The organism is Pseudomonas saxonica (genome assembly GCF_007858365.1).
Classification (GTDB): Bacteria; Pseudomonadota; Gammaproteobacteria; order Pseudomonadales; family Pseudomonadaceae; genus Aquipseudomonas; species Aquipseudomonas saxonica.
This window is the reverse complement of record NZ_VFIO01000005.1, coordinates 79,103-95,360: the sequence shown is the minus strand read 5'-3', so window position 1 is coordinate 95,360 and position 16,258 is coordinate 79,103. Positions and strand designations below refer to the sequence as shown.

Below are 16,258 nucleotides of genomic sequence, written 5' to 3'. Positions count from 1 at the left end.
TCGCCTTGATTGCCTTATCTCGCCCCCTCAGAAAATACATACCGCTTAAAAAGCTCCCTTGCGCCATAAGCAGGCAGGACATTCACAAACGCAAATATGACTTTGATGAGTATTTGAACAACCAGCATACCCACCAAATCATCGGTTTCCATAACACCGTAAAATGCTAAAAAACAAAACAGCACACTGTCTATTATTACCGCGCAGAACGTACTCAAAAACACACGAACATAGAGGTACTTAGAATTGGTCAACTCTTTAATTTTGCACAGGAGGTACGTATTTACGTATTCAGACACAAGAAAAGAGACCAACGAAGCAATCAATACGGCAGAGAGACTTCCAATAACTTGAGTATACGGTTCATCCAATGCCCAACCGGCTAGCCCAGGTAGGCTGGTTGTTGCACTGAGCATCACAATGATCAACCCATTACTGAAAAACGCGAACCCTATGGCTCTTCTTGCCAGCCTTAGCCCATAGAACTCATTCAATATATCGACCACCAAAAAAGTCAGTGGGTAAAGAAACGTACCCGCTGTGACCACAATGCCGGGCCACTCTAGAAAAATAGGTTTAAGGGCTGCTATGTTGGTAAATAAATAGAGCGTGAACAGGAGCATGTTTAAAGCAACGTACATCATCCAAGACCTTTCATGGCGGTCTTTGAAGTCATAAGTCGTTACAGCGCCCTGCTGAGAATAGAATTTCTTATGGATCGCTTTGACTTCCGTCGCATTAAGATCGCTCATGACCTCACTGCGCATCAACTCCGACAATTTGATCTTCATCAACTTGCCCGTCGCGACAATCATCACAATCGCTATATTTTTATCATTTTCGAAGCCCAGCAACTTGTAACTGATATTATCGCCCGCACACTTACAGATCATTGAATCGTTCCTCGATAATACGCCCGACCAAACACCTGCCACTTTCTCCTTCGCCCAACTCCCTCAGCACACACAACTTAAGTGTTTGGGAATCGTAAGCCAGATTATCGCCCCCTTTTTCGAATACTCCTTTATGAACGATCAACATGTCGCCAGGCTCATTAATATCCACAAGCGCATGCTTGAGCAACACAGCCAGCACGTTATGACCTCGACCAAAATAGTAAGTGAGTGGATATAACGTGACCAACTCCCCCACTGTTTTGCCCAGGCAATTGATTAGCTGATCTTCCGGAACAATCGGCACTGCTGCCGGATTCATATTGCCTGCAAAAGAAATACTCTGATCAACGGCTTCTTTTTCTTCAAAATCAACCTGCTCAATTTCTTTATAAGAAACGCCGAAAAAATCCGATATTTTGCGCACCGTTGAATGCTGAACGTTTGTAACTCTGCCCTCTAGAATATTGTAAATAGTCGTGCGAGTTAGACCGCTGGCGTTGCACAGTGACAGCTGGGTCTCGCCACGACTTTTAATCAAATAACGAATATTGCTTTTCAGGTGTTCATTTTTTTCTCTGCGGTGCATTTGCAAACCCTCAGTGCCCACGCCTGTACATCCCCTCCCAAGTCTCCCGCACACGTAACAGTATTAAAAACAAAACATCAACCGGATTACTGCACCCGTTAAACCAAAACATTTTATACATCACGCACTACTCTTTGCAGCAAGGCATAATCACAAATTAGTGTAGGAATTCTTCCTCCCCACTCACCCACCTTACAAAAACAGAATTACTTTTTATAAACTTTTAATTGCTCAAAACAATTAATCATTCTTTTATGCACATGTTTATTTCTTTGATAAATGACAGCATCACTTCAAGCACTTTTGCCGACAGACACTCATACCCAAGGAAGAGCATGCAAAATTTGAAAACAATATCGCCAACGACCGGTACCGAGACTTCCCACGTTGGCCGCCCCTCTATAACGTCAACTGATATTTCGGCTATGACCCATGACGCCTTGTTGCTCGACCGCGACGCCGCCAATCGCGCACTGGACTTCTACCTGTCTGACACGCCACCGTTAGCTAAAATGACATCGGCCATCATTGCGAGCCACGATGGCGTCAAGCTAAAAGCAACGCTCGCACATGCGTCGCAGGTGTTGCGTCAAGCCGGGGGTACCCTGCATGGCTTACCCAACGAAGAGTTGATTTCGGTGATGCACCTGATTGAGGTGGCCCAGTCGTGTGTCGACACATCACTCGACAGGTTGATCAGCCGCTAACATCGCTAATTCCCAACGCTCTGCAACCATCCGCCTTCAAGACGGTCAATGATTGCCAGCCATTGCGCCCGTTTGTCACGCCCCTGCGATGTGCCCCTGACGCAGGGGGGTGCATCCAATAAGTGGCCTGACCTGATCAGCCTACCCCTCTCTGCCACTTCCACAGGATCCCGAATGCTTGAACTTGTTGCTGCGTTTATCTGCCTGACTTCACTGCTGACGTATGTGAACTTCCGTTTCATTGGCCTGCCACCCACCATTGGCGTCATGGTCACCGCCCTTATGTTTTCGCTGCTGTTGCAGGGCCTGAGCTTTCTCGGGTATCCGGGCCTTGAAGAGCGCGTGCAAGAGCTGATCGGCCAGATCGACTTCGGCGATTTGCTGATGAACTGGATGCTGTCGTTCCTGCTGTTTGCAGGTGCCTTGCACGTGAACATCAATGATGTGCGCAGTTACCGGTGGCCCATTGGCCTGCTGGCCACTGTCGGTGTGCTGATCGCCACCACGGTGATCGGCAGTTTGGCGTACTGGATTTTCGCCCTGTTCGGCTGGCATGTGAGCTTCTTGTACTGCTTGCTCTTCGGTGCGTTGATTTCCCCGACCGATCCGATCGCAGTGCTCGGTGTGCTGCGAACCGCGAACGCCTCCAAACCGCTTAAAACCACCATCGTGGGCGAATCGCTGTTCAATGACGGCACCGCCGTTGTGGTGTTCACCGTGTTGTTGGGCATTGTGCAATTGGGCGAAACCCCGAGTATCAGTGCGACGGCCATGTTGTTCGCCCATGAAGCGATTGGCGGCGTGGTGTTCGGCGGGCTGATCGGTTATCTGGTCTACCGGATGATCAAAAGCATTGAGCAATACCAAATCGAGGTGATGCTGACACTGGCTCTGGTGATTGGCGGCTCGGCCATGGCCAGTGAACTGCATGTGTCCGCACCGATTGCGATGGTTGTAGCCGGTTTGATTATTGGCAATCTGGGCCGCAACAAGGCCATGAACGAAATGACCCGTCGCTACATGGACGGTTTCTGGGAACTGCTGGATGACATGCTCAATGCGCTGCTGTTTGCGTTGATCGGCATGGAGCTGTTGCTGTTGCCGTTCTCGTGGCTGCATTTGCTGGCCGCCAGTGTGCTGGCCGTGGCCATTTTGCTTTCTCGCCTGCTCACCGTGGCTCCCGCCATTGTGCTGTTGCGTCGCTGGCGGACAGTGCCGCGCGGCACGATTCGTATTCTGACGTGGGGCGGTTTGCGCGGCGGTGTTTCTGTGGCGCTGGCGCTGGCACTGCCGTTGGGTCCTGAACGCGACCTGATTTTGAGTATCACCTACATCGTGGTGCTGTCGTCGATCCTGTTCCAGGGCCTGACCATCGGCAAGCTGGTCAAGCATGTAACCAAAGATGCGCCGGTTGAGGCGCACAACGACCACGGGCATTAAGTGTCCAGACGCTAGTTCAGCCCCTCCCGCTCATCGTAGCCGCTGCCGAAGGCTGCGATCGAGCGCGCAGCGGTCGCAAAACGGGACACTTGGATGTGCCAGGTTCTAAGGCGGATTCGCGGCCGATCGCAGCCTTCGTTCCTGGTCAGCGACTAAGATGACTCGTGCTCCCCTCTGACCAGCAACAGCCAAAAATCCCTACTCAGTTTTCCAGACTCACCCACCATTTTTTAGTGTGTTGACTACACTAAATTTCCTGATGCCTTGAGGCATGACATGGAAAGGGGAAAGGGATGAGTACTTCTGCTGTCTATACACCGCCCAGGCGCCACCTTGGTGCCTACATCATGATCGTCGCAGCCTTGGTCGCTCTGGCCATCACCGCTTGGCGATTTTTCACTCCCTTGTCGGGCGTGACAGACTCCGGAGGCGCGATGGTCGCCATGTTTGCCGAGTTTGTGATGTTTCTTTTAGGCGTACTGCTGGTGCAGACCAAACCTGGAGGGTTGCGCTGTTTCTGGCTGTTTTTAAGCTGGGTCGGGGTGATCGGTACGTTCATTGCCGTGTGCCTGCTGCACGGCTGGTTGACGGCCGTGGTACTGGCCATCTGCGCTGTGGGTGTCGTCATCGAAACGTTTGGCGGCAAGCCAACAAGGAGCGCGTGATATGAACAGGATCAAAAAGCATCTGTTGGCCGCCCCGGCGCTGTGTGCGCTGGCAGGACTGTCCAATGCCTACGCACAAGACACCTACACGGTGCCGCCGCCCTTGTTGGCACCCGCCAACATCTCTGCCGAAGAGGCCAAAATCCCGCTGCCTTCAGGCAAAGAGTGGGACAGCTTTCACGGCCAGTTGAGCGCGCAGAAGTACTCCCCCCTGACCCAAATCAACAAGGATAACGTCGGTAAGCTGACCAAGGTCTGGCAGTATTTCACCGGTGACATGTCATCGGGCACGGGTAAAATTCCGCCATCGGTGTGGTCCGCCACCCCTATTTTTGCCAACGACACGCTGTACGTCGGCACGCCTTTTTACCGGATCATTGCCCTTGAACCGGAGACCGGCAAAGAGAAATGGACCTACGACACCAAGTCGCAGTTGGTCGCTGAAACACAGCCCGCGCTGAAATCTCGCGGTGTTTCTTATTGGCAGGAAAAAAACCCGCAGCCAGGTGTGGCCTGCCAAAAGATGGTTTATTTGGGCAACATGACCGCGCAACTCTATGCGGTAGACGCCGACACCGGTAAGCCTTGCGAAGGCTTCGGCAAAAACGGTGTGGTGGACGTCAACCAATGGAACAAGGTCAACGCCAAATGGCCACTGTCGCAACTGCAACCACCGACTGTCATCGGCGACAAGCTGATTGTCGGCTGGGCCGGTAAAGACTGGGAATACGAAGTCGAATCGCCGGGTTCACTGTTTGCCCTGAATGCCCGTACGGGCGAGCTGGAATGGGAATTCAAACCGATTCCGGACTCGGAAGCAGGCAAAACCGGTACGGCCAACATTTGGACCGCAATGTCCTATGACCCTGCACTGGGCTTGCTGTACATCCCCGTGTCCTCGCCTTCACCCAACTATTGGGGCGGCAATCGTACTCAGCCAATTCCACTAGGTACTTCCACAACCGCACTGGATATCAATACCGGTAAAGTGGTGTGGTCTCGTCAGTGGGTTCACCACGATTTGTGGGACTACGACATCAACTCTGCCCCGACGCTGATGGACATCACCGTCAATGGCAAACCTGTTCCCGCGCTGATGCAAGCGACCAAAATGGGCTTCCTGTTTACGGTTGACCGCCGTACCGGCGAAGACGTGTGGCCGATTGAAGAGCGCCCGGTACCGCAAGGCGATGCGCAAGGTGAGGTGTATTCACCGACCCAACCGTTCCCGACCAAGCCTGCACCGTTGCTCGACCAGTCCAAAAAACCTGCTATCTGGAAAATTGCTGACATCGTCGGTTTTGGCCAGTGCTCGAAAATGTGGGACGGCCTGGAATACAACGGCATGTACTCGCCACCTTCCACAAAAGGCAATGGCGTACTGGCGTATCCAGACAGCGCCGGTGGCGTGCAATGGGGCGGTGTAGCGTTTGACCCGGTCAGCCAGGTAGCCATCGTCAACACCTCGCACATCGTGCAGATGATCAAGCTGTGGGACCGTGCCGCTTACGATGCGCAACCTAAAGAAGCGGGCAACGAGAACGGCTTCTACCCACAAATCGGCGCGCCTTACGGCATGAGCTTGCTCAACGCGCAGAACTGGGCGGGTATGCCGTGCTGGGCACCGCCATTCGGTGAACTGGTGGCACTCGACATGCACACCGGTGATGTGAAATGGCGTCGTCCGATGGGTGCTGTGCAGCAGTGGGGCTGGTACATGCCTGAAGACATGGGCTCACCTACCATTGGTGGCCCTGCTGTGACGGCGGGTGGTGTGGTATTTATCGGAGCATCGATGGACGCCAAAGTGCGCGCCTACTCACTGGAGGACGGCAAAGAACTGTGGTCTGACATAGTCATGGCTCCCGCTGTCGCCAACCCGGCCGTGTATGAATACAAAGGCCGTCAATACGTGGCATTTGTGGCCGGCGGCAACTCGATCATGAAAGATCAAGTAGGCGACCAAGTGGTGGTGTACGCCTTGCCGAAGTGAGTTAACCCGTAGCCGCAGCGTTCAGCAGTGGCTACACCTCACGCTAAAGCTGCTGCAACTGTTCGCTGGCCCGCTCAGCAAACAGTTGCAGCAACCCCTCAAGGGTATGCGCCGGGGCTTCATCGGCTCGGGTCAGCGCATACAACGTAATTGGCAGCGCCGGGCTCAAGGGCCGAATCAAGGTGCTCGCCCGTGACGCGCCCAACGCGGTAAACGGATCAATCACCGTCAATCCCGCCCCTGCTTCCACCATCGCCCGCGCTAATGAATACGTCTGCACCGCAATGCTGATACGCGGCGGCGGTTCAACGTTCTTGAGGTAGCTGTCCAGATGCGCAAACAGCGGATCGGCACTGCTCAGGCCAATCAGTGGCGCATCAGCCAGTTGTTCCAGCGCCAGCGGTACTCCCTCACTTTCATCCGGCCAGAACCCGCGTGGTGCCAGCGCCACCAGCACACCGTGGGCCAGTGCCTGCGCCTTGAGGCCGGGATGGTCGGGCAACTTGAAGGTCAGCGCCACGTCCAGTTCGCGCATCAGCAGGTTCTGAATCAGCTCTCGTGTGTGGGCACTGGCCAACTCACAGCGGATGTCGGGATAGCGCTGCGTCCACTCGCTGATCACCGGAGGCATCAGCGACAAGGCCAAAGCCGGGGTGCTGCCGATGCGCAGGCGGTGCCCCGGCGCTCGGCGCAAACTTTCTGCCAGCCGCTGAACGCCCTGCAGGCTTTCAGTCACTTTGTTGACTTCGCGTTCCAGCAGTAGTGCTTCGGGTGTTGGCTGCAGCTTGCCACGCACCCTTAAAAACAAGGCAAAACCCAATCGCTGTTCGGCGTGCTGCAGCACTTTACTGACGGCAGGCTGCGACACATGCAGTAGCTGCGCCGCTGCACTGACAGAACCGGTTTGGCGAATCGCTTGAAACACTTCGATATGACGCAAGCGCATGGCGGCAGTCCATAACCTTTGTTTATGGGGGAGCCATCTTTATTCATTATTCGGCGCCTGTCACCTGCCCCTAACCTGAAGCCCGCTCAACAGGGGTAAGGGACAGACATGACACAGCGGGTTTGCATCATAGGCGGCGGCGTAATCGGACTGGCAACAGCGTACGCCTTGGTGCGCGACGGGTTCGAGGTGAGCGTGATAGAAGCTCAACCCACCTTGGGCAGCCAGACCAGCTTCGCCAACGGCGGCCAGTTGTCTTATCGCTATGTCGCCCCTCTGGCCGATGCTGGGGTGCCTTGGCAAGCGATGGGCTGGATGCTGCGCGGTGATTCCCCCCTCAAGCTTCGTCCGCGCATGGACCCGGCTCAATGGCGCTGGCTGGCGTCGTTTATGGCGGCGTGCCGAGGGTCGGTCAATCAACGCAATGGCGCACATCTGCTGCGTTTGGCGCTGCTCAGTCAGGCCACGATGCAACAATGGCGTGAGGACGATCATCTGGACGGCTTTGCTTGGCAACGTAACGGCAAGCTGGTGGCATTCCGGGAGCAGGCGAACTTCGACAAAGCCCGCCAAAAAGTCATCCACAGCTCATTTCAGCAGCCCTTAAGCGCCAGTGAGTGCGCCCGCCTGGAGCCAGGCCTGCAAGGCTCCGCGTTTGTCGGGGGTATCTACACCCCCAGCGAAGAAGTCGGTGATTGCCATGCCTTCTGCCAACAACTGACCGCCCGCTTACAGGCCAGTGGCCGTTGCACGTTTTTGCTGGGTAAGACCGTGACCCGTATTCACCACGCAAACGGTGCCGTGCAAGCCGTGGAAATGGGCAATGACGTTATGGCCGTCGACCAACTGGTGCTGGCGGCGGGGCACAACAGCCCGGCTCTGCGCTTGCCGGGCTTGAATCTGGCGCTGTACCCACTCAAAGGCTATAGCCTCACGCTGGCGCTTAGCGACCCGCAAAAAGCACCGCAGGTGAGCATCACCGACTACGATCGAAAAATTGTTTATGCCCGCATTGGCGAGCAATTGCGCATCGCCGCGATGGTGGACATTGTCGGTTTCGATCCCTCCCCGGACCCTAAACGTCTGGCTCAGATGCGCCAATTGGCCGCCAGCACATTCCCCGATGCGGGAAATTATCACGACGCGATCGAATGGGCTGGCATGCGCCCTGCAACCCCTACCGGAGTGCCCATTCTCGGTGCCAGCGGTTACCGCAACCTGTGGCTCAATCTGGGCCACGGCGCCTTGGGCTTCACCCTTGCCTGTGGCAGCGCACGCTTGCTGAGTGAACTGATTGCCCGGACTAAAACATCCATCGACCTACAAGGCTTGGCGCCCTATGCCGCCTGACGATGCCACGCTGAATAAAAAGGAAGGCTCCATGACGATTCAACGTATCAACAGCAATGAGCGTTTGAGCGCAGCCGCAACGTTCGAGGCGCTGGTATTTCTGTCTGGCCAAGTGCCGACACACAGCGAGGACATCACTGCACAGACGCAAGAGGTGCTGAGCAAGATCGACGCCTTGCTGGCTGAAACGGGCAGCGACAAAGACCATATTCTTAACGCCACTATTTATCTGCAAGACATAGGACGCGACTTTGCCGCCATGAATGCCGTCTGGTCGGCCTGGCTATCGGACGGCAAAGCGCCCACCCGCACTACCGTGCAAGCCGAGCTGGCGCGACCTCAGGTATTGGTAGAAATCAGTGTGATTGCTGTTCGTCGTTAATCTTTTTAGGGGGATACAACAATGAAAAAGCTGACTGTGATCAGTTGCACGCTCGGCCTGTTATTCAGCCACGCCGCTCAGGCCAACGAAGCCCCTTTAGAGGGCACACTGAAAAAGATCGCCGACTCAGGGTCTATTACCTTGGGTTATCGCGATGCGTCAGTGCCTTTTTCGTATGTAGGCGATAACAGTGGCAAACCAATGGGCTACTCCGTGGAACTGGCGAACAAAATCGTCGAGCGCATTCAGCAACAGGTGGGCGGCCAGCCGCTGAAGGTCAAATACAACCTGGTGACCTCCCAGACGCGCATTCCATTGGTGCAAAACGGCACCGTTGACCTTGAATGCGGCTCAACCGGTGTGACCGCCGAGCGACAGAAGCAGGTGGCGTTTTCCTACGGTTTTATTTACGTCAAAGGTCAGCTACTGACCGCCAAAGACAGCGGCATCAAAGGCTTTGATGATTTGCGCGGCAAAAACGTCGTGACCACCGCAGGCACCACCAATGAGCGCTTTATCAAGAGTTACAGCGCAGACAACAAAATGGACATGAACGTCATCAGCGCCAAGGATCACGGCGAAGCGTTCAAGATGCTTGAAACCGGCCGTGCCGCAGCGTTCTACATGGACGACGCGCTGCTCTACGGTGAACGCGCCAAAGCCCGCGACCCACACAACTGGAACGTGGTCGGGGCTGAGCAATCACGTGAAATCTACAGCTGCATGGTGCGCAAAGACGACCCGCAGTTACTGGCCGTGGTCAACAAAACGCTGGCCGATTTGTATCAGTCCGGTGAAATCACCAGTATCTACCAGCGCTGGTTCGAACAACCCATCCCGCCCAACGGCCTGAACCTGGAGTTTCCGATGACCGCCGAGCTGAAGCAGATCATTGCCAAGCCGGTGAGTGATCCGGTGCAGTAAGGTTCAGACCCAATCGTCGATGCGTAAACCGGGGACGCGCTCAAATTCGCGGGTGTTATTAGTGACCAAGATGAGGCCCTGCGATCTTGCATGTCCGGCAATCATCTGGTCATAGGGACCTATCGGTTTGCCTGAAAGGGCCAACTCGGCGCGAAGTTGGCCCGTATGAACAGCAGCGTCCTGATCGTAATTCAAGACCTCCAGCCGCGCAGCAAAACCTTCAATGACAGTCAGGTTTCGCTGAGGACTGGATGACTTTTCTGCACCGTAGATCAATTCCATCAACGTTACCGTGCTGATGCACAACTGACCGTGATGTGCAGTGAAAGCTCTGCGTACAGACTCGGGACGGTTCTTGATGGTGAAAATACAAATATTGGTATCAAGCATGAATTTGAGCATCAAAAATCTTCCCGATTTTGATCATCGGGCTGTTCGCGATGCACCATAAAGTCATCCGTTACCCCTTCACCTTCAAACCAACTGTCCCACGACTCACCCGCAGGAGTAATGATTCGCGCTCGGCCAATGGCGACAATATCCACGCGTTTGACATCATCGGGCAATGCCGCTGCTTTAGGCAAACGAACGGCCTGGCTGCGATTACTGTGAAACACTGAACCTTGCTCCATGACTCACCTCAGGGATATGTTTCGTGTATATCCCATCGTAGTTTCAGTCACTGACAAGTCAATAGACGCCTACCCGGCCGAAACAACTGAACGACAAACGGGCCTTGAATAAGTAGAAGCCCACTCAAGACACCCAAGGTGAAGTGCGAATGATGTCGACAAAGTTCAGCGGTTTAAAGGTCGGGTCCTTATCCACCAGAACATCGGCGTTGACGGTGCCAAAAGTGGTATCGGGACGGTCTTTGAAGCCGTCGGCAAACGCACACAAAATGCATTCCTTGAAGCCCTCGCCACGTGGGTGGGCATGCACCACGGCCTCGCGCTGCTCTGCTGCAAACGCCCCATAGTTGATACCCAGCACGTCCATTTCTACCCCAGCAGTCACCAGCGCCACGTTCGGCCGCAAATGATGTGGCACACCGGGCGTCGTGTGCAAAGCGATAGCCAACCACACCTGCTCGACATCATCGTCACTCAAACCAAATGGCCGCATAAAGGCTTTAGCGCTGTTGGCACTGTCGACTTCGAAGCGTTCGTTCTGCGTGCGATGCCCCTCAACCAGCCCCAAGTCGTGAAACATGGCCCCCACGTAAAGCAGTTCAGGGTCGTAGGCCAGTTGCTTGCGCTGACCGCTCAGTGCGCCGAATAAAAACACCCGGCGCGAGTGGTGATAGAGCAAGTCTGATTCAACGTCGCGGATGTATTCGGTGGTGGCTTTAGCCAAGGCGCTGTCCGGAATGACGATGCCTGCAATGGTATGACTCATGGCGAACTCCTCGATCAAGCGCTAGGGTGGCGCTGGTATCTTCAGTGTGCGCACAGGCCCGGCTGGCAACAATCATACTGAAAGGGCGATTCGTGCCATTCAGGGTGCAGACACGGCCATCTCGCCAGGCACGCTTGCCGGTAACCACCCTCTGCGGTATTTCATCTTCTATCACCCTGACGGCAAACCCGATGACACAGACTGTAGCGTTGATTGTTTTCCCCGGCGTGCAGGCACTGGATGTGACCGGCCCTATGGATGTATTTGCCGAGGCAAATGCCTTTCTGGCCCCGCAAATGCGCTATGAGGTTGAGGTACTGGGATTGCATACCGGCTTGCTGACGTGCTCCAACGGTTTAGTCATCCAGGCTCACCGGCATTTTTCTCAAGCCAGTCCGTCTTATGATCTGGTGTTATGCGCAGGCGGACCCACTTTGCCCACTAAGGATTTCGGCCCGGCATTCAACACATGGCTGCACTCAATATGCCGTCACTCCCGACGCTTTGGTTCGATCTGCAACGGTGCATTTTTACTGGCGCGGGCCGGACTGCTGGAGGGGCGGCGGGTCACTACGCACTGGAGCGATGCGGCTGCCCTCGCCAGCCTGTGCCCCAGTGCACAACTGGATGCGGATCGACTGTTTGTGCAAGACGACAACCTCTACACCTCGGCGGGTGTGACCGCGGGGATTGATCTGTCTCTGTACCTGCTGAGTCAGGATAACGGCCCACATGTAGCGCTCAATGTGGCAAAGCGGCTAGTGGTGTTTACCCAGCGCTCAGGCGGGCAATCACAGTTCAGCCCGTTTCTGACCAACGCCAACGAGGCGGGTTCGCCAGTGGCGAAAGTGCAGCAGCATGTTTTAGCAAACCTGCGCGCAGACCTGAGCATCAACGAGCTGGCTGAAGCGGCCATGATGAGCCCGCGGAATTTTAGCCGGGTGTTCGCCCGAGAGGCCGGAGTCACCCCTGCGCAATTCGTGGAGGGCGCACGGGTGGATGCCGCACGCGTGCGACTCGAAAGCACCTCGATGGCACTTAAAACTGTGGCCTATGAATGCGGGTTTCGCGATGCCCACCACATGCGCAGTGTATTTATGCGCCGCGTGGGCGTTTCGCCACAGCAATTTCGAATGCACTTTTCGGCGATGCTGCCGGCTTAAAAATCACCCCACAGCTGCTGGGCTACCGCCAGGGCCACAACCGGTGCAGTTTCAGTACGCAAGACCCGTGGGCCAAGTCGTGCAGGCTGGAACCCGGCGCCTTGGGCCTGATCAATTTCTTTATCGGTCAGCCCGCCTTCGGGGCCGATCAAAAACGCCAGACGTGCGGGCTTGGCGTGACTGGCCAAAGGCTCGGAAACGGGATGCAACACCAGCTTGAGGTCAGCGTCCGTGGTTTTGATCCAGTCAGCCAGCAATACGGGCGGATGAATGACCGGCACACGCGAACGGCCGCATTGTTCGCAGGCGCTGATCGCCACTTGGCGCCAATGTGCCAGGCGCTTGTCAGCCCGCTCATCCTTAAGCCTGACCTCGCAACGCTCGCTCATGATTGGGGTGATTTCGTTCACGCCCAGTTCGGTGGCTTTCTGAATTGCCCAGTCCATGCGCTCGCCCCGAGACAACCCCTGCCCCAGATGGATTGCCAAAGGTGACTCGACTTGTCCGGCGAAAGTGGCGTCGAGCAGCACGCGGACGCGTTTTTTGCCGACTTCCAGCAAATGCCCTGAGAACTCATGGCCCGAGCCGTCGAACACTTGCAGGGCATCGCCCTCGGCCATGCGCAGGACGCGGCCAATGTAATGCGCCTGTGCTTCAGGCAATTCATGTTCACCGATGCTCAAAGGCGCATCGATAAAAAAGCGGGACAGTCTCATTTAAATTCTCTGAATAGGGCTATGTGTAGCGGCTGCCGAGGGCTGCAACAAAGACCTTAAAGCAAGTCTGCTGCGTAGCCCATCGCAGCCTGCGGCAGCGGCCACAGGGTTGGTGTCTTTAGCCGGGGTCGCGGAAGTCAGGGTGGAAATTCGCCGGCACGGCCACGCTGATGTCGCTACGGGTCGCAATATCAATGCCTTCGCTGGCCACTTCGGCCAGAAAGTCTATCTGTTCCGGGGTGATCACGTAAGGCGGCAAGAAATACACCACACTGCCCAGCGGCCGCAGCAAAGCGCCTCGTTTCAACGCGTGCTCAAACACCTTCAGACCCCGTCGTTCCTGCCACGGATAAGCCGTTTTAGTGGCCTTGTCCTGAACCATTTCTATGGCCAGCACCATGCCTGTCTGGCGCACTTCCGAAACATGGGCATGGTCCGCCAGATGCGCGGTGGCGCTGGCCATACGTTGAGCCAGGGCCTTGTTGTTCTCGATGACGTTGTCTTCTTCGAAAATATCCAGGGTGGCCAACGCCGCTGCGCACGCCAGCGGGTTACCCGTATAGCTGTGAGAATGCAGGAAGGCGCGCAAGGTCGGGTAGTCGTCGTAGAACGCGCTGTAGACGTCCTCTGTCGTGACGCAGGCGGCCAAGGGCAAATAGCCGCCTGTCAACGCTTTGGACAAACACAGGAAGTCCGGCGTAATGCCTGCCTGCTCACAGGCGAACATCGTTCCGGTACGGCCGAAGCCGACTGCTATTTCGTCCAGAATCAGGTGCACGCCATAACGGTCACAGGCTTGACGCAGCAACGTGAGGTAAACCGGGTGGTACATGCGCATGCCACCGGCGCCCTGAATCAGCGGCTCGACAATCACTGCCGCGACACTGTCGTGATGCTCGGCAAGGGTTTGTTCCATCGCCAGAAACATCGTGCGCGAGTGCTCTTCCCAACTCACACCTTCGGGGCGCAAGTAGCAATCCGGGCTAGGCACTTTGATCGTGTCGAGTAGCAACGCTTTGTAGGTTTCGGTGAACAGCGGCACATCACCCACTGCCATCGCCGCCATGGTTTCACCGTGGTAGCTATTGGTCAGGGTCACAAAGCGCTTTTTATTTGGCTGACCGCGATTGAGCCAGTAGTGAAAGCTCATCTTCAATGAGACTTCGATGCACGACGAACCGTTGTCGGCATAGAAGCAGCGCGTGAGCCCTTCGGGCGTCATCTTGACCAGTCGCTCGGACAATTCAATCACAGGTTGATGACTGAAACCGGCAAGGATCACGTGCTCCAGTTGATCGACCTGATCCTTGATGCGCTGATTGATACGCGGGTTGGCGTGGCCAAAAACGTTAACCCACCAGGAGCTCACGGCATCCAGATAACGCTTGCCTTCGAAGTCTTCCAGCCACACGCCTTCGCCGCGCTTGATCGGGATTAACGGCAGCTGCTCGTGATCTTTCATTTGGGTGCAGGGGTGCCATAACACGGCAAGGTCGCGCTGCATCCACTGATTATTGAGGCCCATTTTCACTCTCCTGGCGGTGGCTCCCGGCGTGTGCGGGCAAACAAGCTCGCAAGCCTAAGCAATGCGCAGGCTTGTAACAACCCATTACGCTTAAACCCGACTTGGGGTTGTACTTAGAGACGCTCACGGGCATAAAAGAGCGACATAAAAACACTTAACATTTGCTTAACGTTTGACTCTCAGTCTCCAGATCGTATTTATCGATACCTTGCAGCAAAAAAATGCGCTTTCTTTCGATAGGTAAATCATTAGTCTTAGGCTCAAGTTCCCACAGGATGTTGGCAATGCAGCTACGTAACTCTTCTTCTCGCTATGGTGCCGTCAGTATTGTCCTGCACTGGTCTGTTGCATTGGCGGTGTTCGGGTTGTTCGCATTGGGCTTGTGGATGGTCGGCCTGGACTACTACGACCCGTGGCGCAAGGAAGCACCTGACCTGCATAAAAGCATTGGCCTGACGTTACTGGCCGTGATGCTGATCCGCGTTGTATGGCGTTTCATCAGCCCGGCGCCGCCAGCGCTTGAAAGCTACAGTCGTGCGACCCGTATAGGCGCCAAGTTTGGCCACGCGTTTCTGTACCTCAGCTTGTTTGCCCTAATGATTGCGGGATATTTGATCTCAACAGCCGAAGGCGTTGGTATTCCTGTTTTCGGTTTGTTTGAAGTACCGGCACTGATCTCCAACCTGCCCGATCAGGCTGATGTTGCCGGCGTTGTACACCTCTGGCTGGCCTGGACCGTGGTGATTTTCGCCGGTTTGCATGGTCTGGCTGCGTTGAAACACCACTTTATCGATCGTGATGTGACCCTGACCAGAATGCTGGGTCGCAAAGCCTGATGTTCAACCTCAATTCAAAAGGAATGGAACGCATGTTGAAAAAGACGCTCGCTGCACTGGCACTCGGTACTGCACTGCTGACCGCTGGCCAGGTTATGGCCGCTGACTACACCATCGACAAAGAAGGCCAGCACGCCTTTATCGACTGGAAAATCAGCCACCTGGGTTACAGCTTTATACACGGTACATTCAAGGACTGGACCGGTACGTTCTCGTGGGATGCGGACAAGCCTGCTGACAGCAAAATTGACGTAACCCTGAAAACAGCCAGCCTGTTCTCCAACCACGCTGAGCGTGACAAGCACATCGCCAGCAAGGATTTCCTGAACGTCGCCCAATACCCGGAAGCCAAGTTCGTGTCGACCAAAGTTGTGCCAACGGGCGAAAAAACAGCTGATGTAACAGGTGATCTGACGTTGCACGGCGTGACCAAACCGGTCACGTTCAAAGCGACATTCAACGGTGAAGGCAAGGATCCGTGGGGCGGCGAGCGTGCAGGCTTCAACGCAACCACTACCCTCAACCTGAAAGACTTCGGCATCAATGGCCCTGGTCCGACTTCTCAGACCCTGGACCTGGACATCTCGCTGGAAGGCGTGAAAGCCAAGTAATAACCCTTTTAGATGGCCCATAAAAAACGCCCCGGCTTGTGAAAGCCGGGGCGTTTTTGTGTGCGGATCAAAAGCCCCTCACCCTAGCCCTCTCCCAAAGGGAGAGGGAACCAAATCTGC

General features: G+C 55.3%; 18 protein-coding genes. 10 read left to right on the top strand and 8 right to left on the bottom strand.

Features of this window, described 5'->3' with window-relative positions; genetic code table 11:
* Window positions 1-14: 14 nt before the first annotated feature.
* Both FJD38_RS14385 and FJD38_RS14380 read right to left on the bottom strand, forming a co-directional pair.
* Complete coding sequence (locus tag FJD38_RS14385; RefSeq protein ID WP_146385882.1) at window positions 15-893, bottom strand: queuosine precursor transporter; 879 nt, start codon at window positions 891-893, stop codon at window positions 15-17.
* Window positions 883-1,482: a helix-turn-helix transcriptional regulator gene (locus FJD38_RS14380; protein ID WP_146386095.1), complete on the bottom strand. Its 600-nt coding sequence runs from the start codon at window positions 1,480-1,482 to the stop codon at window positions 883-885. The genes FJD38_RS14385 and FJD38_RS14380 overlap by 11 nt, the downstream gene beginning before the upstream one ends.
* Window positions 1,483-1,817: 335 nt before the next feature.
* On the opposite strand from FJD38_RS14380, the gene FJD38_RS14375 reads away from it, so the two are divergent.
* The 4 genes from FJD38_RS14375 to FJD38_RS14360 all read left to right on the top strand — a co-directional run bounded on the left by FJD38_RS14375 (window position 1,818) and on the right by FJD38_RS14360 (window position 6,287).
* Window positions 1,818-2,189, top strand: coding sequence for a DUF3077 domain-containing protein (locus tag FJD38_RS14375; RefSeq protein WP_146385879.1), 372 nt, complete (start codon window positions 1,818-1,820; stop codon window positions 2,187-2,189).
* A 174-nt stretch (window positions 2,190-2,363) separates the two neighbouring features.
* The gene (locus FJD38_RS14370) at window positions 2,364-3,629 is read left to right on the top strand and encodes a cation:proton antiporter (protein WP_146385878.1); all 1,266 of its coding nucleotides are present in this window, start codon (window positions 2,364-2,366) and stop codon (window positions 3,627-3,629) included.
* Between the two features lie 293 nt (window positions 3,630-3,922).
* A complete protein-coding gene (locus FJD38_RS14365) occupies window positions 3,923-4,294 on the top strand; it encodes a hypothetical protein (RefSeq protein ID WP_122785456.1) in 372 nt (123 codons plus the stop codon).
* Window position 4,295: 1 nt separating this feature from the next.
* Window positions 4,296-6,287, top strand: coding sequence for a pyrroloquinoline quinone-dependent dehydrogenase (locus tag FJD38_RS14360; protein WP_122785457.1), 1,992 nt, complete (start codon window positions 4,296-4,298; stop codon window positions 6,285-6,287).
* Between the two features lie 43 nt (window positions 6,288-6,330).
* On the opposite strand, the gene FJD38_RS14355 is transcribed toward FJD38_RS14360, so the two are convergent.
* Window positions 6,331-7,233 (bottom strand): LysR family transcriptional regulator, encoded by a 903-nt coding sequence (locus FJD38_RS14355; protein WP_146385876.1) that lies wholly within the window; start codon window positions 7,231-7,233, stop codon window positions 6,331-6,333.
* Between the two features lie 108 nt (window positions 7,234-7,341).
* Between FJD38_RS14355 and FJD38_RS14350 the strand changes: the two genes are divergently transcribed.
* From FJD38_RS14350 to FJD38_RS14340, 3 genes are read left to right on the top strand one after another with little or no spacing between them, the layout of a single operon-like run.
* Entirely contained in the window at window positions 7,342-8,583 is a 1,242-nt protein-coding gene (locus tag FJD38_RS14350; protein ID WP_146385874.1) for a D-amino acid dehydrogenase, read from the top strand.
* A 31-nt stretch (window positions 8,584-8,614) separates the two neighbouring features.
* A complete protein-coding gene (locus tag FJD38_RS14345; RefSeq protein ID WP_122785546.1) occupies window positions 8,615-8,965 on the top strand; it encodes a RidA family protein in 351 nt (116 codons plus the stop codon).
* A gap of 21 nt (window positions 8,966-8,986) precedes the next feature.
* Complete coding sequence (locus tag FJD38_RS14340; protein WP_146385872.1) at window positions 8,987-9,889, top strand: transporter substrate-binding domain-containing protein; 903 nt, start codon at window positions 8,987-8,989, stop codon at window positions 9,887-9,889.
* Window positions 9,890-9,892: 3 nt separating this feature from the next.
* Here the strand turns inward: FJD38_RS14340 and vapC are convergent, their stop codons facing one another.
* From vapC to FJD38_RS14325, 3 genes are all read right to left on the bottom strand, one after another.
* Window positions 9,893-10,291, bottom strand: a complete 399-nt coding sequence (vapC, locus tag FJD38_RS14335) for a type II toxin-antitoxin system tRNA(fMet)-specific endonuclease VapC (protein WP_122785461.1) — start codon at window positions 10,289-10,291, stop codon at window positions 9,893-9,895.
* Entirely contained in the window at window positions 10,291-10,521 is a 231-nt protein-coding gene (gene vapB / locus FJD38_RS14330; protein ID WP_122785462.1) for a type II toxin-antitoxin system VapB family antitoxin, read from the bottom strand. The genes vapC and vapB overlap by 1 nt, the downstream gene beginning before the upstream one ends.
* A gap of 124 nt (window positions 10,522-10,645) precedes the next feature.
* Complete coding sequence (locus tag FJD38_RS14325) at window positions 10,646-11,287, bottom strand: HD domain-containing protein (RefSeq protein ID WP_122785463.1); 642 nt, start codon at window positions 11,285-11,287, stop codon at window positions 10,646-10,648.
* A 191-nt stretch (window positions 11,288-11,478) separates the two neighbouring features.
* Here FJD38_RS14325 and FJD38_RS14320 point away from each other — a divergent pair, with 191 nt between their 5' ends.
* Window positions 11,479-12,450 carry a GlxA family transcriptional regulator gene (locus FJD38_RS14320; protein ID WP_122785464.1) on the top strand — a complete coding sequence of 324 codons (972 nt, stop codon included), beginning with the start codon at window positions 11,479-11,481 and terminating at the stop codon, window positions 12,448-12,450.
* Here FJD38_RS14320 and FJD38_RS14315 read toward each other — a convergent pair.
* Together FJD38_RS14315 and FJD38_RS14310 are read right to left on the bottom strand one after the other, a co-directional pair.
* Window positions 12,447-13,166: a 16S rRNA (uracil(1498)-N(3))-methyltransferase gene (locus FJD38_RS14315; RefSeq protein ID WP_146385870.1), complete on the bottom strand. Its 720-nt coding sequence runs from the start codon at window positions 13,164-13,166 to the stop codon at window positions 12,447-12,449. The two genes, FJD38_RS14320 and FJD38_RS14315, sit on opposite strands and share 4 nt — an antisense overlap.
* Window positions 13,167-13,284: 118 nt before the next feature.
* Window positions 13,285-14,691 (bottom strand): adenosylmethionine--8-amino-7-oxononanoate transaminase, encoded by a 1,407-nt coding sequence (locus tag FJD38_RS14310; protein ID WP_146385868.1) that lies wholly within the window; start codon window positions 14,689-14,691, stop codon window positions 13,285-13,287.
* A 284-nt stretch (window positions 14,692-14,975) separates the two neighbouring features.
* Here FJD38_RS14310 and FJD38_RS14305 point away from each other — a divergent pair, with 284 nt between their 5' ends.
* On the top strand, window positions 14,976-15,527 hold the full coding sequence (locus FJD38_RS14305; RefSeq protein ID WP_146385866.1) for a cytochrome b: 552 nt from the start codon (window positions 14,976-14,978) through the stop codon (window positions 15,525-15,527).
* Between the two features lie 32 nt (window positions 15,528-15,559).
* Window positions 15,560-16,138 carry a YceI family protein gene (locus FJD38_RS14300; protein ID WP_146385864.1) on the top strand — a complete coding sequence of 193 codons (579 nt, stop codon included), beginning with the start codon at window positions 15,560-15,562 and terminating at the stop codon, window positions 16,136-16,138.
* Window positions 16,139-16,258: the final 120 nt, after the last annotated feature.

Bases quoted from the DNA above. Each gene is read 5' to 3' on its own strand.
- FJD38_RS14360 (WP_122785457.1), top strand. From the start codon at position 4,296: ATGAACAGGATCAAAAAGCATCTGTTGGCCGCCCCGGCGCTGTGTGCG.
- FJD38_RS14345 (WP_122785546.1), top strand. From the start codon at position 8,615: ATGACGATTCAACGTATCAACAGCAATGAGCGTTTGAGCGCAGCCGCA.
- FJD38_RS14340 (WP_146385872.1), top strand. From the start codon at position 8,987: ATGAAAAAGCTGACTGTGATCAGTTGCACGCTCGGCCTGTTATTCAGC.
- vapC (WP_122785461.1), bottom strand. From the start codon at position 10,291: ATGCTCAAATTCATGCTTGATACCAATATTTGTATTTTCACCATCAAG.
- vapB (WP_122785462.1), bottom strand. From the start codon at position 10,521: ATGGAGCAAGGTTCAGTGTTTCACAGTAATCGCAGCCAGGCCGTTCGT.
- FJD38_RS14380 (WP_146386095.1), bottom strand. From the start codon at position 1,482: ATGCACCGCAGAGAAAAAAATGAACACCTGAAAAGCAATATTCGTTAT.
- FJD38_RS14315 (WP_146385870.1), bottom strand. From the start codon at position 13,166: ATGAGACTGTCCCGCTTTTTTATCGATGCGCCTTTGAGCATCGGTGAA.
- FJD38_RS14320 (WP_122785464.1), top strand. From the start codon at position 11,479: ATGACACAGACTGTAGCGTTGATTGTTTTCCCCGGCGTGCAGGCACTG.
- FJD38_RS14355 (WP_146385876.1), bottom strand. From the start codon at position 7,233: ATGCGCTTGCGTCATATCGAAGTGTTTCAAGCGATTCGCCAAACCGGT.
- FJD38_RS14375 (WP_146385879.1), top strand. From the start codon at position 1,818: ATGCAAAATTTGAAAACAATATCGCCAACGACCGGTACCGAGACTTCC.
- FJD38_RS14365 (WP_122785456.1), top strand. From the start codon at position 3,923: ATGAGTACTTCTGCTGTCTATACACCGCCCAGGCGCCACCTTGGTGCC.
- FJD38_RS14310 (WP_146385868.1), bottom strand. From the start codon at position 14,691: ATGGGCCTCAATAATCAGTGGATGCAGCGCGACCTTGCCGTGTTATGG.
- FJD38_RS14305 (WP_146385866.1), top strand. From the start codon at position 14,976: ATGCAGCTACGTAACTCTTCTTCTCGCTATGGTGCCGTCAGTATTGTC.
- FJD38_RS14370 (WP_146385878.1), top strand. From the start codon at position 2,364: ATGCTTGAACTTGTTGCTGCGTTTATCTGCCTGACTTCACTGCTGACG.
- FJD38_RS14385 (WP_146385882.1), bottom strand. From the start codon at position 893: ATGATCTGTAAGTGTGCGGGCGATAATATCAGTTACAAGTTGCTGGGC.
- FJD38_RS14300 (WP_146385864.1), top strand. From the start codon at position 15,560: ATGTTGAAAAAGACGCTCGCTGCACTGGCACTCGGTACTGCACTGCTG.
- FJD38_RS14350 (WP_146385874.1), top strand. From the start codon at position 7,342: ATGACACAGCGGGTTTGCATCATAGGCGGCGGCGTAATCGGACTGGCA.
- FJD38_RS14325 (WP_122785463.1), bottom strand. From the start codon at position 11,287: ATGAGTCATACCATTGCAGGCATCGTCATTCCGGACAGCGCCTTGGCT.